Source organism: Desulfosarcina ovata subsp. ovata, from assembly GCF_009689005.1.
Lineage (GTDB): Bacteria > Desulfobacterota > Desulfobacteria > Desulfobacterales > Desulfosarcinaceae > Desulfosarcina > Desulfosarcina ovata.
In genome coordinates this window covers 1,856,177-1,870,901 of sequence record NZ_AP021879.1, presented here as the reverse complement: position 1 = coordinate 1,870,901, position 14,725 = coordinate 1,856,177, and the positions used below count along the sequence as shown (strand labels likewise).

Below are 14,725 nucleotides of genomic sequence, written 5' to 3'. Positions count from 1 at the left end.
TGTGCAAAACATGGGAGAGTTGAAGATCATTCACTCAAAACATTACCGGACTTTTTATGTGACAGCCTATGATATAGGATGAAGAGACACCAATTAATAAAGCACCTCAAAAAAAATGGTGCCTCTCTTTTACGTGAAGGGAGCCGCCATACAATTTATCAAAAAGGTATGTTCAAGACCAATACTGTTCGGCATATATATTGCCATAACATCCTGTTATTAAAATAAAAAATAGCACTGGACAAAAAGATCGCTTTGTGTTTTAATCATGGTGGGTACAATTAATTAATCAGGAGGTCTCCATGAGCGAACACATCGACAAAAATGTTTTTCAAACAATTCTATCACCGGTGCTACCATTGATTGAGGTTAATCAAAATAGTCTCCATAATGATTTGGACACTTACAAGCTTTCATTATCATCGTTCACCACAAATTTGCTTTTTGGAATAATAACCAGAATTAAAAGCGTTGGACAAATCGTCACTGAGATCAAAACATCACCAACTGCTAAGGCATTAGGATTGGTCGTCGCATCGAAGTCTATGTATAATGAAGCGTTTAATCGTTATCCCCCAGAAATATTTAAAGATATATTCCATCAGTTGGTAAAAGAATTGGATTTGCATAAAATTCCGGAAATCAGTCATCTTGGAAAAATGCTAATTGTAGATGGTTCGCTTTTTCCGGCCATTTCCAATATGGCATGGGCTTGTTACAAGAAAACCGCTAATGCGATCAAAATGCATTTATCTTTTGAACTCAACCGAATGATTCCAACCGAATTTATCAGTACGGAAGGTAACTTTTCCGAAAAAGAATTTGTTAAGCAAATTCTTCGCGAAGGCATTACATATGTCTGTGATCGAGGCTATATCGCTTTCAATCTGTTCAAGCAGATATCCGACAGCAATGCATTTTTTATTATTCGCGGAAAGTCGAATATGACGTACACTGTAAAAGAGTGTCTCACTGCCACCGTACCGGATACATTCTTGAAATTTTTCAGTGACATCACAGATTCAAATATAATATTCAATAGCGATGAAAACAAAGCAAGTTATCGTATTGTTAGCTTTACGGCTATGGGCGAAAACTACATTTTGATCACAAACAGAAATGATTTGACAACTTACGAAATTATAATGCTTTACGCTTACAGGTGGCAAGTGGAACTTTTTTTTCGCTTCATAAAAAGAACCTTCAAGGGAATTCACTTAATGAGCCAATCTCCTCATGGCGTACAGATACAATTCTACTTGTATATGATTGCTTATCTATTGTTATTATCATTCAAACAAGATACGGAAATAATAAGCAGAGAAAATGAAAAAGATGAGCATGAATCTGAAGAAAATAATAAGAACGAAACCTTGCTAACTTCATCTTCATGCTCCAATTCAAATGCAAAAAGACCATATGTTTGCGGGTTAGTAACTCTTCTTGGAGAAAAATTAAAACAGTTTTATAAAATTGGTCTTCACTGGTTATTAGCAGTAAAAAATAATTTGTTAGAAATATTTGATGTGAATATCGCCAAAGTTATTGCTCAATACTCTTATCAATGAATGTGCCGAACAGTATTGGTTCAAGACTCAAATTCCCAGGCATAATGAAATCGTTGATGAATTGGCGCGTAAGATTTGTAAAGACCTTGGCATACCATTTGTGAGGTAGTATCGATGAAATATCGAGCAGTTGTAAAAAAAAAAGAGGGTTGGTGGATTGGCTGGCTCATTGATCTTCCAGGCGTAAATGCACAGGAAAGAACTAAATCGGAACTCTTGGAATCCCTAAAACTTGGGGCTCAAGAAATGCTGTTCGACCGGGGGTCGGACCAAGCTGGATGCTTAATTGGTGCGGGTTTAGGCCTAAAAATAGGCTGTTTTTTGGTCTTAAACCGATGTTTTGGGGGCCCAAAAGAGCGGTTTAAGAAATTAGTAGATGGGTGATTGGCAGCAAGGAATTAAAAAAATCCAACGATTTACAACGATTTTTTCAGCCGCAGGCTGTCCCTTGCCTGGCCGTGGGGGGAATTGCGGGACGTCCTTAAGAAACTAAATAAAGTTGGAAAGTAGCTGGGGTCAGGTCTTCATTCATGACAAAATTGCCTTATCGATATGCTCGGCTGGCCGGAAAAGCCATAGCGCTCGTAGGTGCCGTATTTGATAATATTGACCTGGTTGTTGCACCAATGGCAGGCGATCGGTCCGGTCTGATTTTCCTTGGCAATTTTGTTCAAAACCAATAGAATCGTCAATACTGGGTGGGGCATGGCTATTCTCCGTTTTTATTTGAAAAAATAAATGTGCACCGGATCAATAGCACATGCCCCCCCTTTTATCCCCCCCAAAGGGGGGGAAGGATGCAAGGGGGAATTGCGGGACGTCCTTAAGAAACTAAAGAAAGTAGCGGGGGTCAGGTCTTCATTCATGACAAAATTGCCTTATCGATATGCTCGGCTGCGATGATGAGCACCAATCATGAAAATAATATTTTCCTGTTCGTCAATTTCATAGAAAAACCGCCAGGAGCCTATACGATAGCGCCACGTTGGAGGCGTATAGTTTTTGAGTTTTTTTATATTGGTGCCGAAATGGGGATGCTTTTTTAGCTGAGGGTAGACATAAGCTTTTAGTTTTTCATATAATTTTGATTCACCTGATTTTGCGATAAGTATCAGATCCTTTTGAAACCGGTCGGTTTCGAAAATGCGGTAGTCAGTCAACAGTAAAAGGGACAGGTACTTTATACTTGACTTCAATACGGATACGATATAGATGAATGGAATAGAGGAGAAATTAGCAGTTATCATAGGGAGCGCTGCCAGAATCGAGATTCAGTTCAGGTGTGTAGAGATTCGCGTGGCATGCTTTTGTATTTCGGGTCATTGGTCGGAAATACAAACCACCGTTATCGTGGGTTGTCGTTGACAGGACAGGAACACGTTTTCTTGCTCCTTTGAGATTGCTGTGATAAATCTTCAGAAAAAAGGATGAAGGGACCTCTTCCGATGAACAAGGATCTCGTTCTGATGAAGCTATCACAACAGCGACATCTTCTAAAAAATTATCATGTCAAATCAATTAGTCTTTTCGGTTCGTTTGCTCGAGACGAGGGGACTTCTGACAGTGATGTTGATTTGTTGGTTGAATTTGAGCCAACAGCCCGAATCGGAATGTTCGAATTCATCCGTTTACGACGTGAACTCAGCCAGGTGTTAGGTTGCGATGTCGATCTGGCCACCCCAGAATCTCTTCATAAAAATATGAAAACGGATATATTAAAAGGGGCTATTCGTGCCGCATAGATCGAGGGAATTCCGTGTTTACGATATTATCGAAGCAATTGATAACGTCTTTGAGTATACAAAAGGCATGAGTTACGATCAGTTTGTTCGGGATCGCAAAACTTTTGATGCCGTAATAAAAAACTTCATTACGATCGGAGAAGCTGCCGCACATCTTCCGAATGATTTCATAGAAGAACATACAGATATCCCATGGCGTGACATGCGAGACATGCGCAATATTTTGGTCCATGAATATTTTGGAGTAGACCGGCATGTTGTCTGGGAAACAATTAAAAATAACCTGCCGCCTATCTTTCCGTTATTAAGACAAATCATTGGTAAATAAGAAAATATTTGCTTTGCCCCAGACAACACCGACAAGATAATTTTTTATGGCTGATCGCCATTGTTGTTTAGTTTAGTTGGTTCTATTAGTTTGATTGGTTGGTAGTGAATGGGAGGGAAGCATGCCACGCGTATCCCGGATGATTATACAGGATCAGACAGCGGTTTATCATGTGATGTCCAGAACAGCGCTGGATGGATTTCCATTGGAGGCGTTTGAAAAGGATTATCTACTTGAATTAATCAAGCGGATGGCGGGCCTGTTTTTCACCGAGGCCTATGGTTTTGCGCTGATGGGCAATCATTTTCACCTATTGGTCAAGATGCTTCCTGAGCATGAATTTACTGACGAAGCTGTGAAAGAACGGTTGGAACGGTATTACGGTGAAAAGAGGGCCTTGGCCTGGGAAGGACAATTGCCGTCTGTCCGGCAAAAACTTGCCAGCCTTTCCGAATTCATGCGCGAAATCAAAGTCAACTTTACCCGTTTTTATAACAAGCGCCACGGCCGTCGGGGGTATTTCTGGGGCGACCGGTTCAAAAGTGTGATTGTGGAGGAGGGAGAGACACTCATCAATTGCCTGGCTTACATTGACCTCAACCCGGTACGGGCCGGCATCGTGGAACGTCCGGAGGATTATCGCTGGAATTCTCTCGGGTATCATATCCAGACCAGTAACAAGGATGGGTTTTTGTCGACTGATTTCGGGTTGAAGCCGTTCAATGTGAAAAGCGAGAAGGAGCGGGTGCGGCTTTACCGGGAATATGTATATGAGACTGGAGCGATACCAACCGATGGCAAGCCCTGTACGAAGACAATACCGGAAAAAGTGGTAACCAGAGAGCAAAAAAGGGACTTCGAGATCAGTCGTACGGACCGATTTTTATACCGGACGCGGTATTTTACGGATTCCGGGATCATTGGGTCAAAGGAATATGTTTCGAATACTTACCAGCAATTCAAGCACCTCTTTCAATCCAAACATGAGAAGAAGCCCAAGTTCGTGAAGGGGTTGGATGGCGTTTTTTCGTTGAAGCGACTTTCAGAAATAATTTAGCCATGGACCAACACAGACGGACACAACAACAATAATTTTGAATTTTTAGTTTTAAATTTTGAATTATGATCAGATTTGAAACCTTCATTTATAATTAACCCTACAACGATACTTAGTAAAACAATAGATTGAAATTATGCTCAAGGCCTGTCATACTACGAAATAACCATAAAAAAGGAGACAGGCCATGTTACCAGTCATGCGATGCGACGAATATCTTTATCCGGTTCCAAAGTTCGACCTCGGCAGAGGCGACGTTAATGATTTTAATAATGAACTCAAAGGATTTCACGAGCAATTCGAAGATTGTTTCCAGCGTAGTGAATCCAGGGATCACTTTTTTAATTACATGGCTGGACAATTCAGTCCACTGGAGCGTAAATCCATCGAGCCTATAGCGCTATCCATTGAAGACGGTAATGTCAGAGCATTACAACGTTTTGTAAGCGATGCGCCATGGGCCGAAAAGAAAATGACGACTAAGTATCGTAGTTTTGTCAACGACGATCTCGGCAGCTCAGACGGGGCCATGATCTTCGATGAAAGCGGCTTTCTTAAAAAGGGCAAGGACTCGATCGGCGTCGCCAAACAATACTGCGGGACCATAGGAAAGGTCGACAACTGCCAGGTTGGTGTTTTCACAGGTTACGTTTCCGAATATGGTTACGCACTGGTCGATAAGCGACTGTTCATTCCCGAGAAATGGTTCGCCGACGATTACTCTACCCGTCGAAAAAAGTGCAAACTGCCGGAAGACACCGTTTTTAAAACCAAACCCCAGCTGGCCGATGAAATGCTCACCGAGCTCGGCAAAGAAAACATACTGCCGTTCAAGTATGTGTTGGCCGACTCGATATACGGAGAAAGTCCGGAGTTTATTGCAGCGGTCGAATCGATGCCGGACAAAACCTATTTCGTTTCCGTTTCTAAAGACTTGCGATGCTGGCTTAAACGGCCGATGACCATGAGCAAATCGTATCAATGGGGTGGCAAAACCCGAACCAAAACCATTTTAGTCGACCAGGACAGCAAGCCGCTGACCGTGGAGGCTCTGGCCAAAAATATAAACGATTATTTCTGGTATCGCCGACAGGTGTCCGAAGGAACCAAAGGGCCTATTGTCTATGAGTTTACTCGCCGTCGGGTGATCCTGTCATATGACGGACTACCGCAGAAAACAGTCTGGCTGCTGATCCGTAGAACCTTGGGCGATGATCCGCAATACAGCTTTTTCATTAGCAACGCCTCGTCAAGCACGAGGCTAAAAACGCTCGTTTGGCTCAGTGGTTTACGCTGGGCGATTGAACAGTGTTTCGAAGAAACCAAAACCGAACTGGGTATGGACCACTACGAGGTACGCAAATTTCCAGGATGGCACCACCATATACTCACGTGCATGATGGCCCATTTTTTCCTCTGGCACCTGAAAATCAGGATGGGAAAAAAAAGCACCGTCTATTACGCTATCGCAGCTTAGAACTCTTATTGAAGTTATTTTACCGATGAAGCCGCGCACCCTTGAAAACCTGCTTGAAAAGATCATTTGGATCCAAACCCGTAACCATCGCGCTTATTTGTCACATCGAAAAAGGCGCTTGCGTGAAATTTTCAAATACACATAAGTGTCGTTGTAGGAAAAAAATAGGGACAGGTACTTTATACTTGACATCAACAAACGTAACAAGTATCTCTGGATACCAAGACTGAAAATTATGATTATAAATTGCGAATATGGTAACCTATGAAAGTCAAGTAAGGCGGTTCGGAGTACGATGGGGAATGTAGAGTTTTATACAAGGGCTTGGAATGCCAACAATATTCAGATATGGACCATATCGTTTTTTCTTTTATTCCGGTGACCGTGTTGAGCCTATGCATGTACATGTACATGTCGAAGCGGATGATAATATTGCAAAAGTCTGGCTTGACCCAATCAGACTTGAAAATAGTGGCGGGTTCATCCGATACGAAATCGGTCGTATTTTGAAAATCGTAAAAGAACGCCAAATTGAATTGATGGAGGCCTGGAATGGCTACTTTGGCAGTTAAAATGGATGTTCCACATGCTGTAAGTGTGTTTATTGACGAAGATACGCTTACGGAGTAAATAGGGACAGGTACTTTATACTTGACATCAACAAACGTAACAAGTATCTCTCGGATACCGAGCTGAAAATTATGCTTAAAAATTGTGAATATGGTAACCTATGAAAGTCAAGTAAGGCGGTTCGGAGTACGATGGGGAATGTAGATTTTTATACAAGGGCTTGGAATGCCAACAATATTCAGATATGGACCATATCGTTTTTTCTTTTATTCCGGTGACCGTGTTGAGCCTATGCATGTACACATCGAAGCAGAGGATAATATTGCCAAAATCTGGCTTGACCCAATCAGACTTGAAAATAGTGGAGGATTCAATCGATCCGAAATGGGTCGTATTTTGAACATCATAAGAGAGCACCAAATTGAATTGATGGAGGCTTGGAATGGCTACTTTGGCAGTTAAAAAGGATGTTCCCCATGCTGTAAGTGTGTTTATTGACGAAGATACGCTTACTGTCGAACTGGAGGACGGTCGAACAGTATCAGTGCCGATTGCATGGTATCCGAGATTGCTGCACGCAAGCAAGGAGGAACGGGCGAATTGGCGCCTAATTGGAAAAGGGCATGGCATTCACTGGGAAAACGTTGATGAAGACATTAGTGTTGAAAGTATATTGACCGGCAAACCATCCGGAGAAAGCCAGGCTTCTTTGAAAAAATGGCTTGAAAATAGAAATAAATAACTATCTGTTATGTTAATTTTATTTGTTTCATTGGTTTGATTGGTTGGGATGGAAGGAGAGGTCCTCATGCCGCGTGTATCCCGAATGATTGTGCAAAATCAGACAGCAGTTTATCATGTAATGTCCAGAACTGCGCTGGATGGATTTCCGCTGGAGGCTTTCGAGAAAGATTATCTGCTGGGTCTGATCAAACGGATGAGCAGTTTGTTTTTCACTGAAGTCTTTGGGTTCACCCTGATGGATAATCATTTCCACCTGCTGGTTAAGATGCTTCCTGAGCACGAATTCACAGATGAGGCGGTGAAAGAACGGTTAGTTCAATTTTATGGTGAAAAGAGGGCTGTGGCCTGGGAAGGACGGTTGCCGTTTGTTCGTCAAAAGCTTGCCAGTCTTTCCGAATTCATGCGCGAAATCAAAGTCAATTTCACCCGGTTTTACAATAAACGCCATGGCCGCCGAGGCTACTTTTGGGGCGATCGGTTCAAAAGCGTGATTGTAGAGGAGGGCGAGACACTCATCAATTGTCTGGCCTACATTGACCTCAATCCGGTACGGGCCGGTATCGTGGAACGTCCGGAGGATTACCGTTGGAATTCGCTCGGATACCATATTCAGACGAACAACAAAGAAAATTTCCTGTCCACCGATTTCGGCTTGAAGCAATTCAGTGTTAACGGTGAAAAAGAGAGGGTGCGGCTTTACCGGCAATATGTGTATGAAACCGGAGCGATCCCGCAAGCGGACAAGCCCTATACCAAGACGATACCGGAAAAAATCGTAACCGAAGAACGAGAACGGAACTTCGAGATTGGTCGTAAGGAACGGTTTTTATACCGGACGCGGTATTTCACGGATTCCGGGATTATTGGATCGCGGGAATTCGTGTCTGGTACCTACCAGCAATTTAAACATCTTTTCCAATCCAAGCATGAGAAGAAACCCAAGTCGGTGAAGGGGTTGGATGGGGTGTTTTCTTTGAAGCGGCTCTCAGAAATTATTTAGCTGCGGACACATATGGACGGTCACGGATAGTTCATCGCAGCCGCCGGATGGAGACTTTTTAATGGGACACGGATGGGGGCGTTAAGGGTGGTGTCATTCAGATTTTAACAGGACAGGCAGATCCACGGGGGCAAGCACAGACTATCAAGCTGATGGTTCTTGGCTGACATCGTAAAATAACACTCTTAAATCATATCGAATTAAATTCCAAGATGTATTTTTAGGGCAGTATCGACACCGACCATGTCTCCATCGCTTAACCGGCCAATGCGTTTTATAATCCTATGTTTGTCGAGGGTGCGTATCTGATCTGCTTTTACCTTTGAGTTTTTGGGAAGATTTCCGGAACCCTTGGAGAGAATCGCCTCGAATGGATAGATTTTTTTTAAATTTTTTGAAGTGATCGGGAGAACAGTAATTGTCCCGGAATATTGATTGTTAACATCATTTGAAACGATCACGACGGGCCTTGTTTTAGCAATTTCCCGACCAATAGTCGGGTCCAGAGCGGCCAAATGAATTTCTCCCCGTTTAATATTCATCCCAGCCTTCCAAGTCCGCGACTTCAAATTCCGATGAAATATCAATGCTTTCCTTTTGGCAGGCCTGGTAACCTTCTGCCAGTTGTTTTTCCAGAATCTTTTTTTGGGTCTGTTTCACTTTAAGCTCGATGGCTTCGGCAATAAACATGCTACGTTTTTTTGTGCCGGTCATTCGATCTACCATGTTGACCAGGTCTTTTGGCAATGTGATGTTCAGTCGAACCTTCTGTGTGTTCATATAGCCCTCTGAAAAGTGTGTGGTTATATACACGTTAATATACACACTAATACTCGATGATCAAGTTTTTTCTGGTTAATATTTTGAAGGAGAGGGGGCGAGTCAGCAGATAAAGCTCCAGTCTCGTCCCTACGAGAACCTTCACCGCTCTAAAAGCTGGCCGCCCCCAATGCGAAACTTACAGCAAATAAATCCCATAGACCATCAAAAATTTCATGATAAGTCACAAATATCACTGGACAAAGGCTCGCAAGCCTGTCAAATAAAGATCGGAAAACCTTACTTTGCCATGAGTCATATCGACCATAAAGCAAAAAGGGACCTTATGTTCATATCCGATCCTTTGCCTTTTGTAATCATTTACATCGAAGAGCTTGATGGGGTGATAAAAAAATACGACGCTAAGGCGAAAATTTCGAAAATCCAAAAGTCGTGGCTGGCTTTCTGTATAATGGCAATTTTTGTAACGCGTACCGTATGCTGGGCGAAATTCGAAAGGGCCTTTCTCGGTAAAAAATCTGGGGCTGCGATCTCATGGATGTTTAGAAGAGATAAAGGGACAGGTACTTATTACAAAATGATTGACACCTAAGAAAAATTGAAATAGCTTTGCCGCATGATTTGTTAAGGAACAGCCTATAAATAACTTCGTCTATTAAGGTGATATGCTAACATTTTAAATTTATCCAAATATCTATTAAAAATATTGTTTGCGACAATAAACTATTAAAATATGGTGCGTTACAGGACTTTGATTGTTTGACGCTCTGCGGTTTAAATGTTATAGTGTCAACTATATAACAATTTAAAGTTGACACTATAACATTATGAACATTCAAAAATATCAATCAAAAGACCTGGAGCAGTTTTTAATACGTCAAAAAATCAGCACGTTAAAAGAGATTAAGACAGTGCTCGGCACCGATGTCGATATGACGGCTTTTAGAAAACTTAAACAATTGTCGTATCGATCAAGTTACTCACATGGGGGCAGATACTACACCCTGGATAAAGTCGCCAAGTTCGACGACAACGGCCTATGGTGTCACTTGTCTGTATGCTTTTCACAGCATGGCAACCTGCTTTCAACTCTTGAGCACTTGATAGCAGGATCGGAAGCAGGTTTTTTTGCCAAAGAACTTGAAGCGCTGTTGGCCGTTAGTGTTAAGGAATCGCTTTTACGTCTGATAAAAAAAGGCAAAATCGATAGGAAAAAAGTCTCCGGCGTTTACCTGTACTGCGCAGCCGATGCTTCTATGCGCAGGCAACAATTGCTGGCTCGTCGGGTCAAGCTTTCGGATACCGAAGACTTTTCGGACGAAGTCAAAGCAGCGATTATCTTATTCGTCAGCATTCTTGATGAACAGCAGCGGCGACTTTTCGCCGGATTCACTACCGTACACATTTTACAACACCTTGATCTAATGAGAAAAATTTTGCAGGTCTCGTTTATCCCTCTGGTGAAATGTCTGCAAGTCATCAGGTATTGGTCCGTTATGAAGTGAGAACGGCAAACCTCGCACCGCGAGATAGGTTATCATCCTGAGGCCAAGCTGAAACAGGCTGAGGTCACATCGATCCGAACGATGGATCTGTTTGTACAAGCCAGTCGAAAAAGCGAGAATCCCAAAAAAAAATGACCCATAAGTATGCCAGGCAACTGGCCATCATCAGTCGGGTTAACCGCTTGGGACAAGAAAGATGGCTCTTGGCGATATTGAACCCTCGGCTTTTTTGATCACTGAAAAACGTTTCAATCGTAAAGCGCTTCGCATAGTAGTCGCATGCTTTTTCAGCCGATTTAAAATTGGTTACCAGGAATATGGGCTCATTGTGATCGCTCCCCCACCAGGCCACCGCAGTTACCGGGCCATATTTTTTGTTGGTGAACTGGCAGTTTTTCATCCCTTTGCAATGGCCCTTGGGCAGTATAGTGGCAAGGATGTCGATCTGAAAAGATTCATTATCGGCGTAGATGGTAATATTATATGCCGTGCGGCAAACATATTTCCACCCAAACTTGGCCAGTGTTTGCTGAAGCGTTGTGCCGTCAAACTCACCATCTCCCAGAAAGATTACCTGACGAGTGGATTCGGGGATCAATGGATGCAGTTTCTTTACCACCTCAACATGCATGTCTTCAGGCAGATGGCCTTTTTTACCCTCAACGATTTTGAAGGCTAGTGGCAACGCGCGGCCATTGTAAATCAAACTGATCATCAAACAAATACACCCGCGTCCAACCAGACTGCCGTCAATGGCCAGGACGATTTCTTCAAGACCAAGGTGGGCCAATACGTTTTGTATGAAGGGTAGAAAGTAGGTTTGCTCGGTAACCTTTTCGTTGATGAGCAGGCGCTTGATGCGTTTTTCGGTGCTGGGCACTTTAATATTTTCGGGTACATTGAGTGCGATCTTTGGTAACTGGGTTTCTTTGCCGATAATGATGCCCGTGATCATTGTTGCTAGCGTGTTCATGTTTCTCAGGAGATTTCCTTTGAGTTCCACCGGGTAGAAAAGTTTGACAAAATCGTTGACTTTTCTATAAATCGATTTGCAGTCATTCATAAGGCCTCCATATTATAAGAGATAATCGTGGAAGCCTAATATATAAAATGACTGGTGGAATGTCCAGAGTTATTATACTCTACTATATCATATAGTTATAAGCTTTTTAAAAGTGTACGGTAGTGAATCGCCGGACTTGAATCGTTAAAACTGGGTCATGGAGGTGATCTGCGCATTGCGGATCTGCTGGGGCTGCATCCTCAAACCGTTGCCAAGGGCCGCCGGGAACTCATTGACCAAGACATTGTTGTCGATCGCACCCGCAAGAAAGGGGCCGGTAGAAAACCTGTGGAAAAAAAACACCGGAAGTGATCGAGGAGATCAGAAATCTTTCGAGCTGTGCGGACGATATCTTAAATGGTCAAGCCGCTAAGCTAAATTTTACTTCCTTATTTCTGAACCAATTGTGATATTCATCGTTAATTTTCAAAGTTGTGATGATAGCCAGATTGAGGGATCCTTTCTTCGCCCAACTCATTCCATTCTTCTTTTGGCGATTTGAAACAACGAGGTCGTTCATCTTTTCACCCACATTACTCGAGTTCCGAAGATTTAGCCGTTTGCGCATATCATAGTTGGGAATGGAGGATATATTCCGGCCCAAATAGTCAATGAGCTTTTGAATATGATTATCATCCTTAATTTCGGATGCCGGGATGTTTTCAAGATATGAGATGGCTTTGTTTGTAAGACCGTGCCATAATAACGGCATAACCGCGCGAAGCGTTTCATTTCTGAGCTTTCTGCCTTTCATCCCCATGCTCAATTCTTCTTTGAACTTCTTGCATAGATGAAACCAATCAAGAACAATTTGCATATTCTTGTGCCACCCAAATTGCTTGACGATGGCATCATTTAGCGCCTTATGGCCGTCGGTAAAAATCTGAAGACGTTTGCCGAATAGAGAATTCGACAAAAGAAATGCGATTAGCAACCACAAGCATGATTTGGTGCCATCAGCGGCCAATACGTATTTTAGGCCTCCATGTTCAATGTGGCATACGGTATCATGTACATATTTTCGCTTATGCTCCGTGACTTGTGGGCTTTCTCGTGTATCCTTTTGCCTTTTGGGGGTTACGTCGTCTATGCTTATGTTGACCGTTTGACTGGGTTCTTCGTAAATGACGGGATTATTCAACAATTCAATCGGATTATAGTCGAAAGATCCTTTAGAAAGGGCCTTTTGAACTTCAGCCATGGGAATTGATATCGGTTCTCCACCCCTGGGAATATCTGGGTTGAAACAACATCCGTCAGCGCTGAAGTTGCCATGATTCAAATCATCGGCCTTTTGCTTTAAATGGTCGATCAATTCCCTACCTTCTTTCTGGGTCTGATCATGCAACGTGCGATGTGGCGTACCGCCTTCTATTTGGTGCCGTATGAAGTTGAGCCATTTTGATGTTTTCCGAAAGGATCCTTCCGTATTACCCATTATCATGGCCCGTTCCTTAAAGCCCGTGGTCAAATAAAACTGATTCGGTCCTAATGGGGCAAATATAGACTGACTACTGTCAAACCGAACGCCATTTTTATCAAATGCGAAGTGGGTTTCAAACGCAAAACGCCCCACGGCGCCATCCACCAGATATGGGCGTTCATTTACCCCAATTTGATTAGCCCCACTGAAAATCAGGACTTTTTTTTAGACACCTTTTCCATGTGTCGTGCTATGGCGTCTCTTATTGCAGGGTATGCCGTATTTAAAACTGCTATTTCGCAGTCGTCTATATTTTCACCGGCATCAGCGTTTATGGTGTATTGATAACATCCATCTTCCAGTTCAATGGGCTTATCGTCCGCTTCCTCATCACATTCAACCAAGTTAACCATAACTTCGATTTTGTATTTGCTCATTGGTAGCCTCCGTCTCGAAATTTGAGATAGTAATCTACCAAAACATCGCATATATCTTTATATCTGTCCAGTTAATTCTGACATATTTTCAACGAGTTATTTTTGTTTAGAGCCCTTTGCACCATATATAGGCTTGGCATTGTAACCTTTGGGGTCCACCGCCGTCCGCACAGCTCGGAACATTTTGAAATAATACAGAAAATAAATGCATCGAACTTTGATTGAAAAAAACTTCCGTTTGGGTAGCAAAGAGAGCCATTTCAAAATTACAATTGCTGGTTCGGGATAGTAATTTTATGTGTCCCAGCTTTTGTCGATTTTTCCATTCGAATGTGACTGCCACGTTGGCGAACGGCGGAATAACCGAGACTTTTCAAAAAAGAAATTAGCTCTTTCCCTGAAATAACAGGCAATTTGTCAGACATGTATTTCACCCAGATCCATCATAGTAAATAAAGATGGGTTGGGGATATAATTTGAGGAACTTTCTGGGTCATCTTCAAAATGGAGTTGTATAGCCTCCTTCAGGTTATTGACAAGTTCATCTAATGTTTTGCCTTGTGTAAACACATCAAAATCGACACATCGTCCACAATAAAAATCACCATCGAAATATATATCGGCCTTTATCATTTTGTTCATTAATTTGACCTCATTACCAATTTTCATGATATGTTTTTTTAGTTTTCTGATGTTCATTCTATCATGGCACTTCGATTGACACAATAATGATGTTAGAACAACACCGGGGTCAGGCAGGGCAATCGCATGTAGCTTGATTTCTTTTTTCGCGGTCATAGACCGCTCCTACAGCGTCCTGTAAATTAGTCAATTCACTGCTTTGGGGAATTGCGGGACGTCCTTAATAAAGTTGGAAAGTAGCGGGTGTTACGTTACTGTACCCTAGGTATCCCTTGTCTCAAGATCCATGGCACGGCGAGTCCTCCTTCCTAATTGAGTGTTCCGTTCCGAGCGCGACCCTAAAGATTCAGGGAACGGAACAGATTAAATCGAATGCTTGTCGGGACGAT

Annotated in this window: 21 protein-coding genes; 12 read left to right on the top strand and 9 right to left on the bottom strand. The window is 42.5% G+C overall.

Features of this window, described 5'->3' with window-relative positions; all coding sequences use genetic code 11:
- The first annotated feature begins 302 nt into the window (after positions 1-302).
- The gene (locus tag GN112_RS08500) at positions 303-1,568 is read left to right on the top strand and encodes an IS4 family transposase (protein ID WP_155308364.1); all 1,266 of its coding nucleotides are present in this window, start codon (positions 303-305) and stop codon (positions 1,566-1,568) included.
- 114 nt (positions 1,569-1,682) lie between these two features.
- Positions 1,683-1,952: a type II toxin-antitoxin system HicB family antitoxin gene (locus GN112_RS33955; protein WP_197743294.1), complete on the top strand. Its 270-nt coding sequence runs from the start codon at positions 1,683-1,685 to the stop codon at positions 1,950-1,952.
- Between the two features lie 140 nt (positions 1,953-2,092).
- On the opposite strand, the gene GN112_RS08490 is transcribed toward GN112_RS33955, so the two are convergent.
- Both GN112_RS08490 and GN112_RS35185 read right to left on the bottom strand, forming a co-directional pair.
- Positions 2,093-2,275, bottom strand: a complete 183-nt coding sequence (locus GN112_RS08490; protein ID WP_155309812.1) for a hypothetical protein — start codon at positions 2,273-2,275, stop codon at positions 2,093-2,095.
- A gap of 171 nt (positions 2,276-2,446) precedes the next feature.
- Complete coding sequence (locus GN112_RS35185; RefSeq protein ID WP_197743293.1) at positions 2,447-2,815, bottom strand: type II toxin-antitoxin system RelE family toxin; 369 nt, start codon at positions 2,813-2,815, stop codon at positions 2,447-2,449.
- Between the two features lie 219 nt (positions 2,816-3,034).
- On the opposite strand from GN112_RS35185, the gene GN112_RS08480 reads away from it, so the two are divergent.
- The 8 genes from GN112_RS08480 (at position 3,035) to GN112_RS08445 (ending at position 8,486) form a co-directional block, all read left to right on the top strand.
- Positions 3,035-3,310 carry a nucleotidyltransferase family protein gene (locus GN112_RS08480; RefSeq protein WP_197743292.1) on the top strand — a complete coding sequence of 92 codons (276 nt, stop codon included), beginning with the start codon at positions 3,035-3,037 and terminating at the stop codon, positions 3,308-3,310.
- Complete coding sequence (locus GN112_RS08475; RefSeq protein WP_155309810.1) at positions 3,300-3,638, top strand: HepT-like ribonuclease domain-containing protein; 339 nt, start codon at positions 3,300-3,302, stop codon at positions 3,636-3,638. The genes GN112_RS08480 and GN112_RS08475 overlap by 11 nt, the downstream gene beginning before the upstream one ends.
- A gap of 121 nt (positions 3,639-3,759) precedes the next feature.
- A complete protein-coding gene (locus tag GN112_RS08470; RefSeq protein ID WP_155309809.1) occupies positions 3,760-4,695 on the top strand; it encodes a transposase in 936 nt (311 codons plus the stop codon).
- 187 nt (positions 4,696-4,882) lie between these two features.
- The gene (locus GN112_RS08465) at positions 4,883-6,172 is read left to right on the top strand and encodes an IS701 family transposase (RefSeq protein ID WP_155309808.1); all 1,290 of its coding nucleotides are present in this window, start codon (positions 4,883-4,885) and stop codon (positions 6,170-6,172) included.
- A gap of 329 nt (positions 6,173-6,501) precedes the next feature.
- A complete protein-coding gene (locus tag GN112_RS08460; protein WP_155309807.1) occupies positions 6,502-6,744 on the top strand; it encodes a DUF4160 domain-containing protein in 243 nt (80 codons plus the stop codon).
- A 223-nt stretch (positions 6,745-6,967) separates the two neighbouring features.
- Positions 6,968-7,204 carry a DUF4160 domain-containing protein gene (locus GN112_RS35180; protein ID WP_155309806.1) on the top strand — a complete coding sequence of 79 codons (237 nt, stop codon included), beginning with the start codon at positions 6,968-6,970 and terminating at the stop codon, positions 7,202-7,204.
- Complete coding sequence (locus GN112_RS08450) at positions 7,185-7,484, top strand: DUF2442 domain-containing protein (RefSeq protein WP_155309805.1); 300 nt, start codon at positions 7,185-7,187, stop codon at positions 7,482-7,484. The genes GN112_RS35180 and GN112_RS08450 overlap by 20 nt, the downstream gene beginning before the upstream one ends.
- Before the next feature lie 48 nt (positions 7,485-7,532).
- Entirely contained in the window at positions 7,533-8,486 is a 954-nt protein-coding gene (locus GN112_RS08445; protein ID WP_197743291.1) for a transposase, read from the top strand.
- A gap of 200 nt (positions 8,487-8,686) precedes the next feature.
- On the opposite strand, the gene GN112_RS08440 is transcribed toward GN112_RS08445, so the two are convergent.
- Positions 8,687-9,028 carry a type II toxin-antitoxin system PemK/MazF family toxin gene (locus GN112_RS08440; protein WP_155309804.1) on the bottom strand — a complete coding sequence of 114 codons (342 nt, stop codon included), beginning with the start codon at positions 9,026-9,028 and terminating at the stop codon, positions 8,687-8,689.
- On the bottom strand, positions 9,018-9,200 hold the full coding sequence (locus GN112_RS08435) for a hypothetical protein (RefSeq protein WP_155309803.1): 183 nt from the start codon (positions 9,198-9,200) through the stop codon (positions 9,018-9,020). Before GN112_RS08435 ends, GN112_RS08440 begins: the two co-directional genes overlap by 11 nt.
- Positions 9,201-9,435: 235 nt before the next feature.
- On the opposite strand from GN112_RS08435, the gene GN112_RS08430 reads away from it, so the two are divergent.
- Together GN112_RS08430 and GN112_RS08425 are read left to right on the top strand one after the other, a co-directional pair.
- Positions 9,436-9,858, top strand: coding sequence for a hypothetical protein (locus GN112_RS08430; RefSeq protein WP_155309802.1), 423 nt, complete (start codon positions 9,436-9,438; stop codon positions 9,856-9,858).
- 235 nt (positions 9,859-10,093) lie between these two features.
- Positions 10,094-10,771: a hypothetical protein gene (locus GN112_RS08425; RefSeq protein ID WP_155309801.1), complete on the top strand. Its 678-nt coding sequence runs from the start codon at positions 10,094-10,096 to the stop codon at positions 10,769-10,771.
- Positions 10,772-10,835: 64 nt separating this feature from the next.
- On the opposite strand, the gene GN112_RS08420 is transcribed toward GN112_RS08425, so the two are convergent.
- The 5 genes from GN112_RS08420 to GN112_RS34275 all read right to left on the bottom strand — a co-directional run bounded on the left by GN112_RS08420 (position 10,836) and on the right by GN112_RS34275 (position 14,492).
- Entirely contained in the window at positions 10,836-11,834 is a 999-nt protein-coding gene (locus GN112_RS08420) for a transposase (protein ID WP_155309800.1), read from the bottom strand.
- 361 nt (positions 11,835-12,195) lie between these two features.
- A complete protein-coding gene (locus tag GN112_RS34280) occupies positions 12,196-13,410 on the bottom strand; it encodes a hypothetical protein (protein ID WP_231716959.1) in 1,215 nt (404 codons plus the stop codon).
- A 59-nt stretch (positions 13,411-13,469) separates the two neighbouring features.
- A complete protein-coding gene (locus GN112_RS08410; RefSeq protein WP_155309687.1) occupies positions 13,470-13,694 on the bottom strand; it encodes a hypothetical protein in 225 nt (74 codons plus the stop codon).
- A 266-nt stretch (positions 13,695-13,960) separates the two neighbouring features.
- Complete coding sequence (locus tag GN112_RS08405) at positions 13,961-14,119, bottom strand: type II toxin-antitoxin system HicA family toxin (protein ID WP_155309799.1); 159 nt, start codon at positions 14,117-14,119, stop codon at positions 13,961-13,963.
- A complete protein-coding gene (locus tag GN112_RS34275) occupies positions 14,112-14,492 on the bottom strand; it encodes a type II toxin-antitoxin system HicB family antitoxin (protein WP_231714110.1) in 381 nt (126 codons plus the stop codon). Before GN112_RS34275 ends, GN112_RS08405 begins: the two co-directional genes overlap by 8 nt.
- Positions 14,493-14,725: the final 233 nt, after the last annotated feature.